Raw genomic sequence first — 15,644 nt, 5'->3', positions numbered from 1 at the left:
GGGTTATTTTACCGGAGATTCTCGTTTCCCCCGCCCAGCGGGGGTTAGGGGGTAGGCAAGCGCAACCACACTTCCTATCGCGCAGAGATATGCCACCAGATCACCGATCTGGCTGGCGAGGCTCCGCCCGGTCAGTGGGACAATCATTCCCGTGAGTGCCCCTATCTTGCCAAGGTCAAGAGATGCCTCAACTCGTCCTCCGGGGCAAATAATCGCGGAGACTCCCGTGGCGGCAGCGCGGACGATGTAGCGCCGGTTCTCGACGGCGCGCGTAATCACAATGCCTAGGTGCTGGTAGGGGCCAGCGGTTCTGCCAAACGACGAGTCTGAGGTCGGCTGGACAAGAAACTGCGCACCCTCTTGCACTTCCTGACGCGCCACCCAGGGCAAGACCGACTCGTAGCAGATAATCGTCCCGACTTTTGTGCCGTCTGCGAGCGTGAAGACCCCCGGCTTGTTACCTGGCACGTGGTTCCACTCCAGGGTTGCGCCAAAGCGAAAGTAGATCGGGCCGAGCACTTCATAGAGCGGAAAGAACTCACCGCCGGGCACGAGCACCTGCTTATCGTAGCGCCCGCCCGTGCTGCCATCGGGCCGCAAGTGCCAGACGGTGTTCGTGTGCGGCTTTGCCTCGCCTGCCCCGATCAGCAGGTCGGTCTTGGTTCGAATCGCCAGCTCGGAGAGAAACTTGCTACGCCACTCAGACCCCACCAGTGGCCCCGCCGCCGCCTCGGGCCAGATCACCAGTTGTGCCCGTGCCTGTTCTGTCAGCGGCACGTAGTCCGGGATACCATCCATGTTCTCCCGCCCGCCCTGAAGCGCCGTCACGGTGACACCACGCTCGGGCGCGTACCAGAGTAGCTCGGTATCGTTTTGGGTTCGCGAGGGGAGAAAGCCAGAGAGGCCAATTCCGAGGAAGAGTACGCCTGCCAGCTTTGCAGGCTTCCAGGATTTTGCGATCCACGACTCGGCCAGAAGCCCGTTGACCAGCGCAATTGCAAAAGAGAGCAGCCACTGGCCGCCCACACTCACGAGCTGGAGCCAGATCAGTCCACCGCCGTGCGCTTGGCTGACCGCCAGGATCATCCAGGGGAAGTTGAGGGTCCCGAGGGTGCGGATCAGCTCAAACGTGACCCAGCCTGCGGCGAAGGCGAAAGGGCGAGCGAACGCGGGGAGCTTCGTGAGCGCCCCGCCTGCCAGCGCCGCAAAGACAGCGAAGAAACTGCCTTGAATCGCTGCCAGCCCGATCCACGGGAAGAGCTTGTCGGCGGGCGTGGTGCCGTTCAGCTCCGAGATCCAGTAGACGCCTGTCAGAAAGATCGTGAAGCCTAGCCAGAAGCCGTGTGCCGCCGCTCGTTTATCGGGGCGAGCGAGCGCCTGGTAAAACGGCACCAGCGCGACCCAGGCCAGAGGCCAGAGGTTGAAGTTCGGAAAAGCAAGCACTAACAAGAGCCCGGAGAGCGGGGCGCTTGTCCAGCCCCAGTTACGCTGTTTCACGGGGGAAGTATAGCATGGACAAAGAGAATCCCGCGCTCACCGGGCGCGAGCGCGGCAAGCAAGCGTCCGTCGGCGGCGATGAGAGTCGTGATTCCCGTGGGCGCAACTTGAACCACCGGGCGGCGGTTCTCGACGGCCCGAACAACCGCTAGATCTCGGTGCTGGGGGAGGGCGGCACTCTGGCCAAACGCCTGGTCAGAGGTGAGAAAGATCAAGAGCTGCGCTCCCGCCTGGGTGTTCTTTGCCGCTACCCAGGGAAACGCGCTCTCAAAGCAGATACCCACCCCGATATTCTGGCCGCTCGGGAGCCGAAGCACGCCGGGGCGCTCGCCGTGCTGGAAGCTGTCGTGGCGGATGCCAAATGAGGCGTAGAGGCTGCCAAGCCAGTGCTGGAAGGGATAGACCTCGCCAAAAGGTGCAAGCCGCTGCTTGGTGTAGCGCCCGATCTCGCGTCCCACGCCATCAAAGAGAATCCCTAGGTTCTGAGGCCGGTTGTCTGCGCCATCTTTATGGTCTTTGTAGAATCCTACTAAAAGCGGGGTCTTCAGCTCGCGAGCCAGCGCCGAGAGCCGCGTCGTTTCAAGCCCGGTGGCCGCGCCCTCGGGCCAGACAATGAGATCGGGGTGGTTCAGAGCCGCTTTCCGAGAGAGTGCAAGGTAGTTGTTTGTTGCCTGCGCATCGGCACGACCGGGCTGGATGAGCGCAAGGTGCAGAAAGCTCAGGCGCGTGGGAGAGGGGCGGGGGAGAAGCACGAGAGTGGCGGGGATCAAAAGAGCGAGGGCAAAGCGCTTTTGCCGCTTGCGAATCCCCTCCGCCAGTAATGCCGAAGTGAGAGAGACCAGAAAAGCCATGCCTGGTGTACCGATAAACGAGACACACTGCAACAGCGGAAGCGCGGTCGGGTGGGCATGGGCGCTGGCAAGGGAGAACCAGGGCGCCGCGTAGGTTCCCAGACCACGAAGCCACTCAAAGAGCGCCCAGAGCAAGGCAAAGGCAAGCGGGCGAAGCTGTTGGGGGAGCCGTGGCAGAGCCAGCCCATTTACCAGGCCATAGAGCGCAAAGACGGGGCTGGGAAAGAGCGGGAGTAGCAACCACAGAGGAACCGCCAGCGCACGCACCCACTGGGCTCCCAGCAGATAAAGCGCAACCCCAAAGAGGTAGCCCCCCAGTGCAGCAGGCTTCGGCCTCGATTCCGCTAGGAGCACATAGAGCAGACCGGGCACGACCCAGGCCAGTGGCCAGAGGCTCCAAGGCGGAAAGGCAAGGGCCAATAAGACACCGCAGAGAATCGCGAACGCGGCATTTCTCATCGTGCCAGCTCTTCACGTAGCCAGCTTCCCGTCTGAGAAAGCTTCTTCTGGTCTACCCGCGTCGAGAAACCACGCTCCTCCAAAAAGGCGACCAGACGCTCCGTGGCGAGATTTCCTGCCGCCCCCGGAGCAAACGGGCAGCCCCCCAAACCGCTGACCGCACCGTCGAAGCAGCGCAGACCGTAGTTCAGCCCCCGTACCACGCCCGCCAGCGCCCCGCCGCTCGTGTCGTGGAAGTGTCCTGCTAGCTTTTCCGGAGCGACCACCCGGGTGATGGCTTCCAGTAGCGCGTCGAAATCCTCGCCCGTTGCCCGCCCCAGAGTCTCGCCCAATGCCAGCTCATCGGCAGCGAGGAGCTGCTTTGCGACGTGCACGACGGCCTCAGGCGCGATCTTTCCCTCGTACGGGCAGTGGGTCACGGTGGAGATATAGACCCGGACGCGCAAGCCCGCCGCCTGAATCTCTGGGATCAGCTCGGAAAACTCCGCCCGTGCCGCCGCAATACCGCGCCCCGTGTTCTTCTGGCTGAAGCTCTCCGAGGCGGCGGTGAACAAGCTCACGGTCTGGACACAGCTTTGGTCCAGCCGTTCCCAGCCCTTGCGATTGGGAATGAGCACATGGCGCTGAATGCCCGCAAGCTCCCGCACCCCCGCAAGCACCGCTTCGCTGTCGGCCATCGCGGGAACCAGCTTCGGGTGCACCAGCGCCCCGACCTCGATCTCCGTCAGCCCGGCATCCGCCAGGCGTTCGATCAGGGTGATCTTGGTGGCGGTGGGCAGAAGATGCGGCTCGTTTTGTAGCCCATCGCGCGGGCCAACCTCGACAACTCGGACAGCGTCCATGCGCTATTCTACCCCGTTAACCCTCAATGAGCCGAAAATCCCGCAGGCGTTGCAAGGTCTCCGCGACGATCTCAATCAGTCGGATCAGCCGCTCGCGCTCTGTCACGATTCCGTAGGTGTCGCACCAGAGCAATCCCGGCCCCAGCTCCAGCGTGAACCTCTCGTAGAGCAGCGCCTCCCGGTAGCCCGGAAGCGCCAGCACACTCTCCGCAAACCCCGTATGACTCGTCGCCAGCATCGTCCCCCGGTTCGTGCGCTCCAGATGGAAAAAGAACGCCTTCCGCAGAACACACTCCGCACTCACCCGCGTCATCGGGATGACACTGGTAGGCTCCACCTCCACCCGCACCGTCCACGGTGGCACCGGGATGAAAATGTGTTCCCGTGTAAAGAAATCGCTATTCTGGTGGAATCCACCTAAAACCTTAGCAATCTCTATCCAACTGTCCATTGAGGTCGGTGATAGTAATTAGACGACTTTGATTTCAAACGTGCCCTCATAAGTAAGACCGTAACTATCGCTGAATTTTATGTTAACAGAGTACGAGTAGCCACTTGGAGCATCTATATGTATTTTTGAAATATCGTTATGATCTAGGTAAATGTCATTACTTGAAGAGTTGAAAGTAATAATTTCCGTAGGCTCTACTTGATCGGTTTGTTCAATACTATTGTAGTGAAGCATTTGATATACGCCATTTTGTACAGTGCTGGTGTTTTTGTCTTTACAATAGTCACTTAAAGTGTTTGTTGTTATGTTTTTAAGTCTGGTTACAGGTACTTTTAAAGTCGAGTGAAAGTCTTGTTCCTCTGAAATTTTCTTGTTTTTTTCTGATTGCCGATTACCAATCAAGTAACCAATCGCAATTCCTAAAAGCATCCATCCCCAGGCTTCAGATTTCATTATTTGTTCCACTTTCTATTAATTTCAATGTTTCGTTAAAGCTAAGTTGTGCCCCCTGATCAAAGAGTTGCTGATACTCAGAAGCACCTAATCGCCCACACAGGGTGTGAGTAAGATCATTATATTCTTTTATTTCAGATTCATCAAGAGGTGAGTTTCCCTGAGCAATGAGTTGGTTGATTTTGCCAAGAAGGGGTACGATTTCTTGGTCATCTGACGAGATAGAGTGTCTGATTTTTACGAGATGAAAGATTCCTTTGACTTGACCAGATAGTATATTATTAGCTTCTGAGAGTTTGAGAAATTCTAACATGCGTTCTTTGGACTCATTGAAACGATCCATTTTATATAATGTGTAACTTATGTTGAATATATTTGATAATCGCCCCGTGATGTCACTGATTTCCATATCAATTGCATAACTCTCTCGGAAGTTTTTTTCCGCTTCATGATAGTATTCAGGGATACCTTCGTCCATTATGGCACAGCCTAAATTGGTTAAAAGCATGGCAACTCTTGGTTTATCTCCTGTATCTCGATAGAATTGAATTGCCTTATTGAGGTGCATTTTCGCTTTGGAGAAATTTCCACGGTTGATAGCGAGGATTCCTAAATTCGCCGCAATAGTTGTTGCATCTGCGAGATCACCCAAACTCTCAAAAATCCGTTGTGAAACGACTAAGGCTTGTTCTGCTTCTGAGAGTGCTCCTGTTTCCATCGAGAGTATCCCTAGAGCTCGCATGGCACGGGCTTGGAGGGCAGGATTTACGGATTGGTGTGCCGTGAGAAGACTGTTTAGGAAATGAATACCCTCTGTGAAGTGTTGTCGTACACGCCAGAACCAGAAGATGGCAGTGGCGAGACGTAGGGCGAGATCACCGTTTTCGGGGCGAGTGAGGGCCACACGGAGATTGGGGTGTTCTGCCTCAAGACGATCAAGCCAGGTTTTTTGCTCGGGGCCGCGCAGGTGCGGTTCGGCTTCTTCGGCGAGGGCAGTGTAGTGCTCTAAGTGGCGCAGGCGAAAAGCGGGCAGCTCGTTGGCCTCGTTGAGTTTCTCTAATCCATACTCGCGCACAGTTTCCAGCAGACGGTAGCGATTTGTCGAGGTGCTATCGTGCAGAAGAATAGACTTGCGAACCAGACCACGCAGGGCACGCAGGGCAGTGGGGGCCGGGAGGAGATCGTCGGTGCAGACGGCACCTGCCGCCGCCTGCGTGAAGCTGCCCGCAAAGACGGAGATCCGCCGCCAGAGAGTTTGCTCGGGCACGGTGAGCAACCCATGACTCCAGTCCATCGTCCCTTGGAGGGTGCGCTGACGCTGCGGTGCCGTCGGGTCTACCGATTCGAGAAAATCTTTATCGAGCAGGTGCTGGTCAATCTGCTCAGGTGAGAGCGCACTTATCCACGCGGCAGCAAGCTCCAGCGCGAGCGGAATCCCGTCCAAGCGGCGGCAGATACGTGCCACACTGGCTCCGTTGGTACTTGTCAGTCGGAAACCTGGAGACACCGCTGTCGCTCGTTCCACAAAGAGCTGGATCGCCTCATAGCGCATCAAAAGGCTTAGTTTAGTAACACTCTCAGGTGGCAGAGCTAGCCCCGGCAAGGGCCAAGCCACTTCCCCGGTAAGCCCTAGTGCCTCGCGGCTTGTGGCAAGAATCGTGACTTCCGAGCAGTGCACCAGAACCTGCTGGGCGAAGTGCGCCGCAGCACCGACCAAGTGCTCGCAGTTGTCCAGAATCAGGAGGGTGTTGCGCGGAGCTAGGTGCGAGAGTAGCGTCTCCATCAGATCGGCTCCCGCGTCCTCCCGCACCCGGAGCGCCGCCGCGACCGCCCGCGCAAATAGGGCACCATCCGCAACGGGAGCCAGATCCACGAACCAGACCCCGCCCGGATAGCGCATCAGTAGCTCGTCACCGACTTGCAGAGAAAGACGCGTCTTTCCGCTTCCTCCGGGTCCCAAAATACTCAGCAAGCGCGTCTTCGAGAGCAGACCTTCCACACTGGCATACTCTTTTTCCCGTCCAATAAACGACGTGAGGGTGCGTGGGAGGTTATGGGGGGGGAGCGATGCGTTGGAAAACGGCGGGAACTGGGTGGGCAGGCCCGGGATAATCAGCTGGAAGAGGCGCTCCGGGTGCTCGATACTACGCAGCTGATGGGTTCCTAAGTCCTTGAGTTGTGCGGTTGCCGCAGGCTCGACCTCCTCAATGAGCCTAGCACTCGTCTCCGTCAGAACAAGCTGGGTTCCGTGGCTGAGCTCAAGCACGCGTGCGGCGCGGCTCAGGGCGAGTCCAAAGTAGTCCCCCTCGCGGTGCTGGGCCTCGCCGGTGCTGAGGACAGTACGGATTTGAAAGGTATCGCCAAACTCTTGGACAAGTGCCTTCTGGAGAGTGACCGCCATATCTCGGGCAACCAGTGCCGTGGGGAACGCGATGAAAAAACCGTCCCCACGAGCTTTGAAAGCATCGCCGCCAAAGCGTTGGGCAAGCTCCTGCACCCGTGCATCGTGCCAGCTGAGTCGCTCACGCATGAGGGCACCACTCTCTTGCCAGAGGCGTGTGCTTCCCACGATGTCTGTGCAGAGAAAAGTAACCGTCACGACAGCGGGTTCGTGTTCTCGCAGCATAGCGACAGTATAGCGGTAAAATCTATTGCAGGGAAGAGGGCAGTATGATAGAATCTCCTTCGCGCCGACGTGGCTCAGTGGTAGAGCAGCTGTTTCGTAAACAGCAGGTCACCGGTTCGAACCCGGTCGTCGGCTTATCTACGAAGAGGGCGGGAAGGGGCTAAATCCCTTCCCGCCTCTCTCATTTGTAGCCACTACTGTAGCCACCGCCCCCGAACACACACGGAAGCCAGGCTACTTTCCCGGACGCAGCAGCTCCTCCATCGCCGTGGCAGCAACGGTCGCCACTCCGGGCAGCACGTGGCTGTAGGTGTTCATGGTCAGCGAGATCTGGCTGTGGCCCAGAATCTCCATCACGATTCGTGGGTGGATGTTGCGTGCCAGCAAGAGCGAGGCGCACAAGTGCCGCAGATCATGCAGGCGAACGCCTTCGATTCCTGCTCGCCCCAGTGTCAGCATGCACTGTCGCCGCACGTTCTGGTACTCCAGTGGCCCGCCCTCCCAGTTGGTAAAAACAAGCCCGAGCTTATTTTCACAGCCGGTTTCTTCCCACTTTGGCGCGAGCTCCGCCTGAGTCTGCTTCTGGGAAAGCAGCGCATCGGCGACAAAGCTAGGAAGGTACAGGCAGCGAACCGCACGGGCGCTCTTGGGCGGGGTGAGCTGAAACGTGTTATTCACGTACTGGAGCTGCACCCGCACCGAGAGGCGCACCGGGCGCTCGCCCTCGTACTCGATGTCTTCCCAACGCAGCCCCAGTGCTTCGCCAATACGCAGTCCCAAGCCAAGCACGACCGTGATGAGTGGTCCGAAGCGGGTGCCCTCAAAGGCGGTGAGGATCGCTTGAGCTTGCTCCACGCTCTGAGCAGGGGGCACACGGCGCTCCACTCTGGGCGGCGAGGTCAGATCCACCACGTTGCGCGGAACCCAGTCCCAGCGCACTGCCTGATCCACGGCCCGACGCAGCAGGGCACGGCTCAGCCCCACGGTGTGCGCCGAAAGCTCGTCGGCAAGCAGTCCGCGCATCCAGCTCTCGATTTTGCGGGCATCCAGCTCGGCCAGGCGCAGCTTGCCCAGCTTTGGGAGGACATAGACGCGCGAGAGCAGCGCATAGCTCAGATAGGTCTTGGGCCGGAGCTGTGGTTTCGAGACCGCAAGATATTCCGTGAGCAGCGTCTCAATGGTGATGTCCCGCCGCGCCACGGGCAGGCCGTCCGACTTTGCCTTCTGAAGCTCGACCAGCTTGGTTGCGACCTCTTTGCGCGTCTTGCCATAGAGAGTGCGCCGAACCCGCTTGCCCTTGCCGTCAAATCCGAGCGATACCGAGGCTGCCCAGAGGCCATCCTGCCGCTGATAAATACTGCCTTCTTCGTTTCCACGCTTGGTTGCCATTGTCCGTACCTTTCCGCTGAAGTGTGGCATTATTATATCAAACTATTGTTTGTTTTCGGAGGGCTTGCAAAATGAATTTCACCCTCCCCGATGTGCGCCGTGACCGTGATCGGCATCTCGCCCGCCTCTTCCGCGACATCTGCTATTTGGACTCCTGCGAGGGCTGCCACGCCCATAACGCCTGGTTCGCACGACAGCTCGGCGTGGTCGAGTCCACTATCAAGCGCCTACTCGGTGTACTGACACAAAACAAGCTCATCGAAGTCGAGTACGCCCACGGGCGGCGGGTTGCCATTCGCCCGCTGGCTCCGCTTACCGAGGTGCTCCAGGCGGGCTGGGTGGCGCTTTGCGAGGCCGTGCTGGATCGCCAAAAGTTCCCCGCACTGCTCCGGCGCCTAGCTGCTTGCGTGTTGCACCGCCTCGGGCTGCGGCGTGGCCCTGATCTCGCCAAGCTCGGCGTTTCGCCTACCCAGAATTGCGCCCCTCCTGCGCCGGGAAATGCGCCCCTCTCTTCCTGTATAAGAGCCTCACAAGAGAGTCAACAGACAGAACAGAGCGCTACCGTTGCCGATCCTGCTGCTGTCTCTCTCTTGCGAGAGAACGGACTCCCAGAACCCGATGCGGTGAGTATCGCCACTGAGATTACGAAGAACGCTTGGCCCCTGGAGCGGGTGAAGCAGGCACTACGAGCCGCCAAGGCGAGAGGCGAGAGTCTACGCAACCTCGGGGGCTTCGTTCGAGCAGCGCTCCGGGGTGGCTGGCTTCCGCCCGCGCAGCCATCGAGCCATCCCTCTGACCTTGGGGAGCGGCCACAGCGCGTGGTGAAAGCGCTCCGACCGATTCCTCCCGACTGGCTTCCCGGCGTGGACTACGAGGCGGCACGGGGCTTCTGTAACGAGGCGGCGCGGCTGATCCGCTTGGAGGGCACGGAGCACCCTGCTGACACAGAGATTCGAGATAGAGCGCGGCTTTTGTGGCAACGAGAACACCCACAGGCAGTGGCCGCTTGGCAGGTTATTCTTCGGTGAGGGGGAGCGTTTCTATGGGCGGGTGGGTTTCCCCCAACGATAGGAGCCCACGCCGGACATTGATCGCTCCCTGACGGTTGAGCTGGAGCCGAGCCTCAGTCGCACGGCCAATCGCAGTTCGTGGGATGATCCGAAGCGTGTCTGTGCTCCACGTGAAGTGTGTGCGCCAGTCATCGGTGCGTGGGTTGAAGAGCGGAACAAGGACTCCCGTCTCGGGATCAGCGGCCAGAGTGGCATCGAGTTTGCGCGTGTTGCAGTTGTTACAGGCACACGCTAGGTTTTCCAGTGTGGTCGGGCCACCATGGGCGACGGGCTGGATATGATCCACGGTGAAGGTATCGAGAGAGAACGCCTCAGGGCACTGGCAGTATTCGCAGCGCTCTTGGGCACGTGCTCGTACTTGGCGGCGAAGGGCAGCGGTGATGTGGGGACGAGGCATACCGACGCTACGAGACCGGGATCGGGCGGATACCGAGCTGGTTCATGAGCTCACGCACGGGCAGGCCACGCAGGCGAGCCAGTGCTCCCAGGTCTTCCAGGCGCTGAGCGGCGAGCAGCTCGCGGGAGTCGATCAGGGCGAGAAGCTGCGCCCGCTCTGGTTCGGTAAGAGTGCCACTTTTCTGACGGCGCAGGAGCCGGTGTAGCTCGCGGGTCTCGTCCTCCGGGGCTGCGGTACGGATGCGCCAGAGCAGCACGTTCTCTTCCAGGCGGCGTGCGGCCAAGACATCCAAGGGCACACCCTCGCGCTGGGCATCAATGCGAAAGAGATCCGCGAGCTTTCCGGTGAGTGTGATGGTCGTCTCCATAGTGTTTCTATTTTACCATCGGCGGTAAAATCTGGAGAATGAGTAGCATGAGGCGTGGCATTCGAACCGAAGAGATGCAGGAGCACGAGCGATACAAGTCCGGGCTTCTGCTCCGTGGCCGCTTGGCGAAGGAGCTGGGTCAGCACGATGAAGCGGCGAAGCTCTTTGGCGAGGCAGCGGAGTTAGAAGAGGCACTGGCAACGGCCTATTCTGTCCAGGGTATCTCCGAGCAGGTCTGGCGCCATGAGTTCAGCGCGGCGGGCTGCTGGTTCCAGGCGGGTAACTTCCTGCGCTCGCTGGAGCTCTGCGACAAACTCACGGCCGCTGCTGATGCTCCCGAAACCCTGCGTGAGCGAGCCCGCTCCTACGCGCAGACGCTCCGGGCACGGAGGGATCGCCTTTGGGCGGAGCTGCTCCAGTCGGAGCACACGCTTGTAGCCGTCTAAAGCCTAAGGTGTGTGGCCGTTGGTAGTATCTTGATAGTATTGTCCCCGACAGCCCCATCTACTAGCGGATGGGACGGCGGTTCTCGCGGTGGCGATGGTGCTGGCTGGGGGAGAAGAGTGCCCAGAGGCGCTCCCAGAAGCTCCCTTCGCAGCGGTGCTTGGCATGGAGGAAGAGACTGTCGAAGGTAGAGCGTCGCTGGATCTCTGCAACAAGCGCGAGGGCCTCTAGGGCGTTCTGCGCCGTTGGTGTGCTTCTGCAGGCAAGTGTGCGCTCATCCTCGCATAGGAGCGCATTTTCATATTCTCCTATGCTTCTCTCCTACGTGAATGCGTCACAATCTGAAAATATATATTTCGTGGGTCTTGACAGGATTTAGGATCGCTGATAGGATTACTCTCGCTTCACTTCGCGGGACTCACCGCACTCGAAGCCTCTTCGGAGAAGGCTCTCTTCTCCCCTTAATAACTGATTAAAACCGACCCGGGTTACCGGATCGTAAAACCAGGTTCCAGATACTTTTAATCCCTTTGCCTTTAGGCATTGGTGTGTCTGATTGTGGTTCTCAGGAAAGGCAAAAAGAAGAGGCGATGAAAAACAACAACACCCCCACTACCCTCCAGCGGACAGGGCACAGCGTCCGCCGACAGCAGCAGCGCGGGATTACCCGTGAGCTGGTTGCGCTTGCGTTGCAGTTTGGCAAGCGCTACCACGTCGGTGGTGGGCGAGTCGCCTACTATCTGGGCCGACGTCACTTTCCCCAGGGGCTCCCTGCTTCTTTAGCCGACCGCGCCGAGGGTCTCCTTGTCGTCCTGGCAGGGGATGTGCTGGTGACGGTCTACCGCAACACCGCCGGATTTCGGGCGACCCGTAAGGGCTTCTGGCGCAGAGGGCCAAGCGTGTGACTCGGTTCGCGCTCACCCCCAACCCGGCAGAGCTGCTCTGCCAAACCTCTTCCGTGTGTGCACTCCTTAGGAGGGCGTGCTCGGGAGAGGGTATTGATGAAACAACAACAACCCGACCCGCAGCATTTCCTGGTGAGTGCTGCACTATACGAGGCCCGCGAGCGCTGTCTCCGTCAGGCCATTGCGCGGGGCTGCCCGCAAGTACCTGCCGAAAGTGCGGGAGATAAGACACTCGACTACACGGAGAATGCGATTCTTCAGGGGAAGGTTCCTCCTGTGCCGCCTATTGCGGTTGCCTACTTCCGGCGCTGTTTCTGGGGGGGCAGAATCGCAGCGGGCCGCGAGTGCACGGGCTTTCTGGAGCGGGAGCGGCGGCGCTATGCTCGGGGGAACGTCGTTTCCCTGAATCAGAGCCCTCGTAGGGATGGGGATTCGGTGCAGGATCGGGATTCGGTGCAGGATCGGGTTCCAGATCCCGCACCGGATCCCAGCCTACTGCTGATCCGTCAGGAGCTTGCTCAGACCATCCAGGGCTGGATGGTCGCAACGGGCATGGCTCCGGCGGAACGGGATGCGCTGTCACTGCGGCTGTTCTACGACTTGGACTGGCAGGAGGTGTTCCAGAAGACACGGGCACGGGGTAACGAGCCCAACCTGCGGCGCTGGGGGGCGCGCCAGCTCCCAAAGCTCGCCGCTGCCCTGCGCGCGAGCCACCCCGACCTCGACCCCGCTCACTCCCCGGAAATGGGGAGTTTTTCTTTTTTGTCCTACCTCCGCTCCAAGAGCGACGAGCGGGTCTGGCCCAGCCCAGTGGTGGTTTTCGCCCCTGTGCCACAGAATGCCGCTAGGGTTGCCAGACTCGCCGCTGCACGGCGCGCTTCTTCGGGGGCACCCCGCCGCCAGGTGAGTTCCATCCAGCCGACAAACCCCACACAGGTGCGCTGCCTGCTGGGCCAGGCGAGGGTTTTTAAGTCAAACGCACTCACCAGCGGGGGAGCCTCTGCCAGCAGCTCCTCTGTCGGAGCGGGAACACTTTCGGGGGCGAAGCGCTCCCAGCTCCGTCGCCAGCTTGCCAGAAAACGCTCCGGTTCGGGGCGGGGGAGCAGCTCGTCCTGGGAGACAAAGGCGGTGGGAGTGGCAAACTCCAGCCGCAGACGATCCGGCACGGGAACCTGAGCCAGTGCCTCCCACGGTGCATAGAGCCACTCCGGTGGGGACGCAAGGGCGCAGCGTCCCCGGCCCACCGTCGGAAGGGGAAGGTTCGGTAGGGCATTGCGCAGAGACTCCGCAAAACCATCATCGAGCAAACCCACGCGTAGCGAGAGCCGCTGCCCCCGCCGTAGCTCTCCCTCATCACAAGTGGCGCTCAGACCTTGCTCCACCGCGTAGAGCTCCAGCGGGTTCACTTGCTGAGGCGGAGTGTGGAAGCGCGAGAGCGTGTAGGGCCGACGGACATTCTTTTCCTCAGGCTCCTCGGCATGGAGCGCCTCAGAAACGGCGGGGTGGTAGAACTGGCATAGCTTGAGAAACCAGCCCTGTGCGGGAGCCTGCTTGCTGGCAAGAAACGTCGCTTCTTCCAGTTCCAGTGTCAAACGAAGGAGCGTGGGCATGGCATTACTGGTTCACCAGAGCAGAGAGCAACTCCTTCCCCTGACACTCAAAGGGGACGCAACAACCCTGTTACTTTGCCCTGGATTCGTACCTCTTCGGTGAGAGGGATCGGGGGGTAGTCCGGGTGTGCCGACTCCAGCCGATCTCCTGCGAAGCGCTTGACCACGCCACCCTGGCCGGGGAGCCAGGCCACCACGAGATCGCCTGGACGGGGCGTGGCGTGCTGCTGGACAAACAGCAAGTCTCCCGCCTGGACTCCTGCTCCTTGTAGAGAATCGCCCGTGACACGCACCAGGTAGTCCGCCCCCTCCTCCGGGGGAACCACGGTGAGTGTCTCCTCACTGTACTCCGCGCTCTCTTCCCCCCGCCCTGCCGCCACCAGGCCGCGAACGGGGATGCAGCGGGCTGTGGCGAAGTTGTTGGGCGTGGTACTTTCTTGCGCCCCCTGGCTTTCTAGGCACGCAGAGCTGAGGAGGGGGAGTGCAGGCCTGGGCGTATCTCCCAGGTCCCCCGTGTAGATCCAGTTCCCTTGATGCCACAGACTTGTCTGGCCGGCGGGAGCCTTGCAAATCGCCTCGTGCATCGCGGTGGTGTGGGCGCTGAGCCGATCACACTGCGAGAGGACAACTGCCTCAGGAAAGGCGGGTGCCTTGGGGGAACCGAAGGCTCCTTCACCATGGTGGGAGAGAATCAGGTGCATCAGGGCGTTGAGCAGAGGGAGGGGGAACTCCTTGATCCCAACGGCCACCTCACGAACTCGTAGTGCTCCCCCGTGGACATGCCCGATGAGGCATCCCTCCGCTGTGAACGCTCCGGCAGCGAGCCCGTGCTCCATCTCCGTGAGCTTGCCAAAGTCGTGGAGGAGCGCTCCGGTGAGGAGCAGATCCCGACAGAGGTACGGATAGACTGCACAGGTAGCCTCACAGAGAGCCGCGACCTCAACGGTGTGCTGGAGAAGGCCGCCTCGGTAGGCATGGTGATGGCCTCGTGCTGCGACCGCGTCGGCAAAGGCGCACTGGCTTTGTTTGTCCAAGAGCCGCTTGAGCAGCTCCGCGAGGTGGGGGTTCTGAACCGAGCGAATCAGCCGACAGAACTCCTTCCAGGCGCGGGTGTACCCCTCAGGGGGAGGTGCTAGGAACTCCGAGAGATCATCGGGTTGGGCGATGGCCTCCACACGCTCCAGAGTCAGCTCTCCTGCCCAGGGACTTGTGGTGTCCACCTTGCCCCAGACCTGCACGATCTGCCCCACCTTGAGCGCGGCACGGGTGTGGCTGTCGGCTTGCCACACCTTGGCGATTCGCCCTCCCGGCTGAGTGCAGTCGGTGAGCGTGGCCACAAGCTGGGGTGCCCGTGTCTCCTCGCCTCGGTCGGTAACACTGCGCACCGCGAAGAGAGCAGGGCCAAAGCTCTGTCCTGGCTCCAGGTCTGCGAGGTAGGTTCCCTTATCCAGAGTGACGGGGTCGGTTGTTTTCATACCCCCTTATGCCTCTTCGCCAGAGGAATGAGTCATACTCCCCAAAGTTTATAGTTTCTATCCGCCTGAGCGGTGCCCTCTGTCGCGACGTATGAACTTACCCTAGAAAGAGTAGATGAAAAAAACGTTTCTATCCGCCTGAGCGGTGCCCTCTGTCGCGACGTATGAGTCTTTAACATATCAGGTGTACCTTCAGTAAGTTTCTATCCGCCTGAGCGGTGCCCTCTGTCGCGACGTTATTGGAGTTACGTCATTTATATTTGGCATGCAACGTTTCTATCCGCCTGAGCGGTGCCCTCTGTCGCGACTGGGAGATAACATACAGAACTTTTTCTTGTTAGTGTTTCTATCCGCCTGAGCGGTGCCCTCTGTCGCGACTTGCAAAACACGAAACAGCAGCAGCTCACCTGGGGGATGCGTTTCTATCCGCCTGAGCGGTGCCCTCTGTCGCGACGATTTTTAACCTTTTTAAAAATCGACAATTGGGGGTTTCTATCCGCCTGAGCGGTGCCCTCTGTCGCGACAGGAAAAAAAGATTAAATTAATTACGGGAATAGATCCGTTTCTATCCGCCTGAGCGGTGCCCTCTGTCGCGACAGACTATGTAAAAGTCCAAACAAATTGGACATCAGGTTTCTATCCGCCTGAGCGGTGCCCTCTGTCGCGACCCCCGATTTCAGCAGACAATGGATGGAGAGGAAGTAGGTTTCTATCCGCCTGAGCGGTGCCCTCTGTCGCGACATTGGGGGTTTTGCTCCCATTGCCTTAAATCCAATCTCGTTTCTATCCGCCTGAGCGGTGCCCTCTG

General features: G+C 59.7%; 15 protein-coding genes, 1 tRNA gene and 1 CRISPR repeat array. Of the genes, 5 read left to right on the top strand and 11 right to left on the bottom strand.

Going from position 1 to position 15,644, the window contains the following annotated elements:
- Window positions 1–3: 3 nt before the first annotated feature.
- The 6 genes from lnt (ACH2ED_RS05180) to ACH2ED_RS05155 all read right to left on the bottom strand — a co-directional run bounded on the left by lnt (ACH2ED_RS05180) (window position 4) and on the right by ACH2ED_RS05155 (window position 7,179).
- The gene (gene lnt / locus ACH2ED_RS05180; RefSeq protein WP_395089141.1) at window positions 4–1,497 is read right to left on the bottom strand and encodes an apolipoprotein N-acyltransferase; all 1,494 of its coding nucleotides are present in this window, start codon (window positions 1,495–1,497) and stop codon (window positions 4–6) included.
- On the bottom strand, window positions 1,494–2,807 hold the full coding sequence (lnt, locus tag ACH2ED_RS05175; RefSeq protein ID WP_395089140.1) for an apolipoprotein N-acyltransferase: 1,314 nt from the start codon (window positions 2,805–2,807) through the stop codon (window positions 1,494–1,496). The genes lnt (ACH2ED_RS05180) and lnt (ACH2ED_RS05175) overlap by 4 nt, the downstream gene beginning before the upstream one ends.
- Window positions 2,804–3,649 carry a hydroxymethylglutaryl-CoA lyase gene (locus ACH2ED_RS05170; protein ID WP_395089139.1) on the bottom strand — a complete coding sequence of 282 codons (846 nt, stop codon included), beginning with the start codon at window positions 3,647–3,649 and terminating at the stop codon, window positions 2,804–2,806. The genes lnt (ACH2ED_RS05175) and ACH2ED_RS05170 overlap by 4 nt, the downstream gene beginning before the upstream one ends.
- A gap of 16 nt (window positions 3,650–3,665) precedes the next feature.
- The gene (locus tag ACH2ED_RS05165) at window positions 3,666–4,013 is read right to left on the bottom strand and encodes a hypothetical protein (protein ID WP_395089138.1); all 348 of its coding nucleotides are present in this window, start codon (window positions 4,011–4,013) and stop codon (window positions 3,666–3,668) included.
- Window positions 4,014–4,118: 105 nt separating this feature from the next.
- Window positions 4,119–4,553, bottom strand: coding sequence for a hypothetical protein (locus tag ACH2ED_RS05160; RefSeq protein ID WP_395089137.1), 435 nt, complete (start codon window positions 4,551–4,553; stop codon window positions 4,119–4,121).
- A complete protein-coding gene (locus ACH2ED_RS05155) occupies window positions 4,543–7,179 on the bottom strand; it encodes an AAA family ATPase (RefSeq protein WP_395089136.1) in 2,637 nt (878 codons plus the stop codon). The genes ACH2ED_RS05160 and ACH2ED_RS05155 overlap by 11 nt, the downstream gene beginning before the upstream one ends.
- Window positions 7,180–7,242: 63 nt before the next feature.
- Between ACH2ED_RS05155 and ACH2ED_RS05150 the strand changes: the two genes are divergently transcribed.
- Window positions 7,243–7,314, top strand: a tRNA-Thr gene (locus ACH2ED_RS05150).
- A 99-nt stretch (window positions 7,315–7,413) separates the two neighbouring features.
- Here the strand turns inward: ACH2ED_RS05150 and ACH2ED_RS05145 are convergent.
- Window positions 7,414–8,568 (bottom strand): tyrosine-type recombinase/integrase, encoded by a 1,155-nt coding sequence (locus tag ACH2ED_RS05145; protein WP_395089135.1) that lies wholly within the window; start codon window positions 8,566–8,568, stop codon window positions 7,414–7,416.
- A gap of 71 nt (window positions 8,569–8,639) precedes the next feature.
- Between ACH2ED_RS05145 and ACH2ED_RS05140 the strand changes: the two genes are divergently transcribed.
- Window positions 8,640–9,596: a hypothetical protein gene (locus tag ACH2ED_RS05140; protein ID WP_395089134.1), complete on the top strand. Its 957-nt coding sequence runs from the start codon at window positions 8,640–8,642 to the stop codon at window positions 9,594–9,596.
- Here ACH2ED_RS05140 and ACH2ED_RS05135 read toward each other — a convergent pair.
- Entirely contained in the window at window positions 9,583–10,035 is a 453-nt protein-coding gene (locus ACH2ED_RS05135; protein ID WP_395089133.1) for an HNH endonuclease, read from the bottom strand. The two genes, ACH2ED_RS05140 and ACH2ED_RS05135, sit on opposite strands and share 14 nt — an antisense overlap.
- Before the next feature lie 7 nt (window positions 10,036–10,042).
- Window positions 10,043–10,402: a hypothetical protein gene (locus ACH2ED_RS05130; RefSeq protein WP_395089132.1), complete on the bottom strand. Its 360-nt coding sequence runs from the start codon at window positions 10,400–10,402 to the stop codon at window positions 10,043–10,045.
- A 38-nt stretch (window positions 10,403–10,440) separates the two neighbouring features.
- Here ACH2ED_RS05130 and ACH2ED_RS05125 point away from each other — a divergent pair, with 38 nt between their 5' ends.
- From ACH2ED_RS05125 to ACH2ED_RS05115, 3 genes are all read left to right on the top strand, one after another.
- Window positions 10,441–10,848 (top strand): hypothetical protein, encoded by a 408-nt coding sequence (locus ACH2ED_RS05125; protein ID WP_395089131.1) that lies wholly within the window; start codon window positions 10,441–10,443, stop codon window positions 10,846–10,848.
- Window positions 10,849–10,936: 88 nt separating this feature from the next.
- Window positions 10,937–11,077, top strand: coding sequence for a hypothetical protein (locus ACH2ED_RS05120; protein ID WP_395089130.1), 141 nt, complete (start codon window positions 10,937–10,939; stop codon window positions 11,075–11,077).
- 359 nt (window positions 11,078–11,436) lie between these two features.
- Entirely contained in the window at window positions 11,437–11,751 is a 315-nt protein-coding gene (locus tag ACH2ED_RS05115) for a hypothetical protein (protein ID WP_395089129.1), read from the top strand.
- Window positions 11,752–12,518: 767 nt separating this feature from the next.
- Here the strand turns inward: ACH2ED_RS05115 and cas6 are convergent.
- Window positions 12,519–13,361, bottom strand: a complete 843-nt coding sequence (cas6, locus tag ACH2ED_RS05110; RefSeq protein WP_395089128.1) for a CRISPR system precrRNA processing endoribonuclease RAMP protein Cas6 — start codon at window positions 13,359–13,361, stop codon at window positions 12,519–12,521.
- A 47-nt stretch (window positions 13,362–13,408) separates the two neighbouring features.
- Window positions 13,409–14,836, bottom strand: coding sequence for a S24 family peptidase (locus tag ACH2ED_RS05105; protein ID WP_395089127.1), 1,428 nt, complete (start codon window positions 14,834–14,836; stop codon window positions 13,409–13,411).
- A gap of 53 nt (window positions 14,837–14,889) precedes the next feature.
- Window positions 14,890–15,644: direct repeats of the CRISPR family, unit length 29 nt; unit sequence GTTTCTATCCGCCTGAGCGGTGCCCTCTG.

Origin of the sequence: Armatimonas sp., assembly GCF_043757465.1 — a bacterium.
GTDB lineage: Bacteria > Armatimonadota > Armatimonadia > Armatimonadales > Armatimonadaceae > Armatimonas.
The sequence above is the reverse complement of the archived record's forward strand: the minus strand, read 5'-3'. Positions and strand labels throughout refer to the sequence as shown.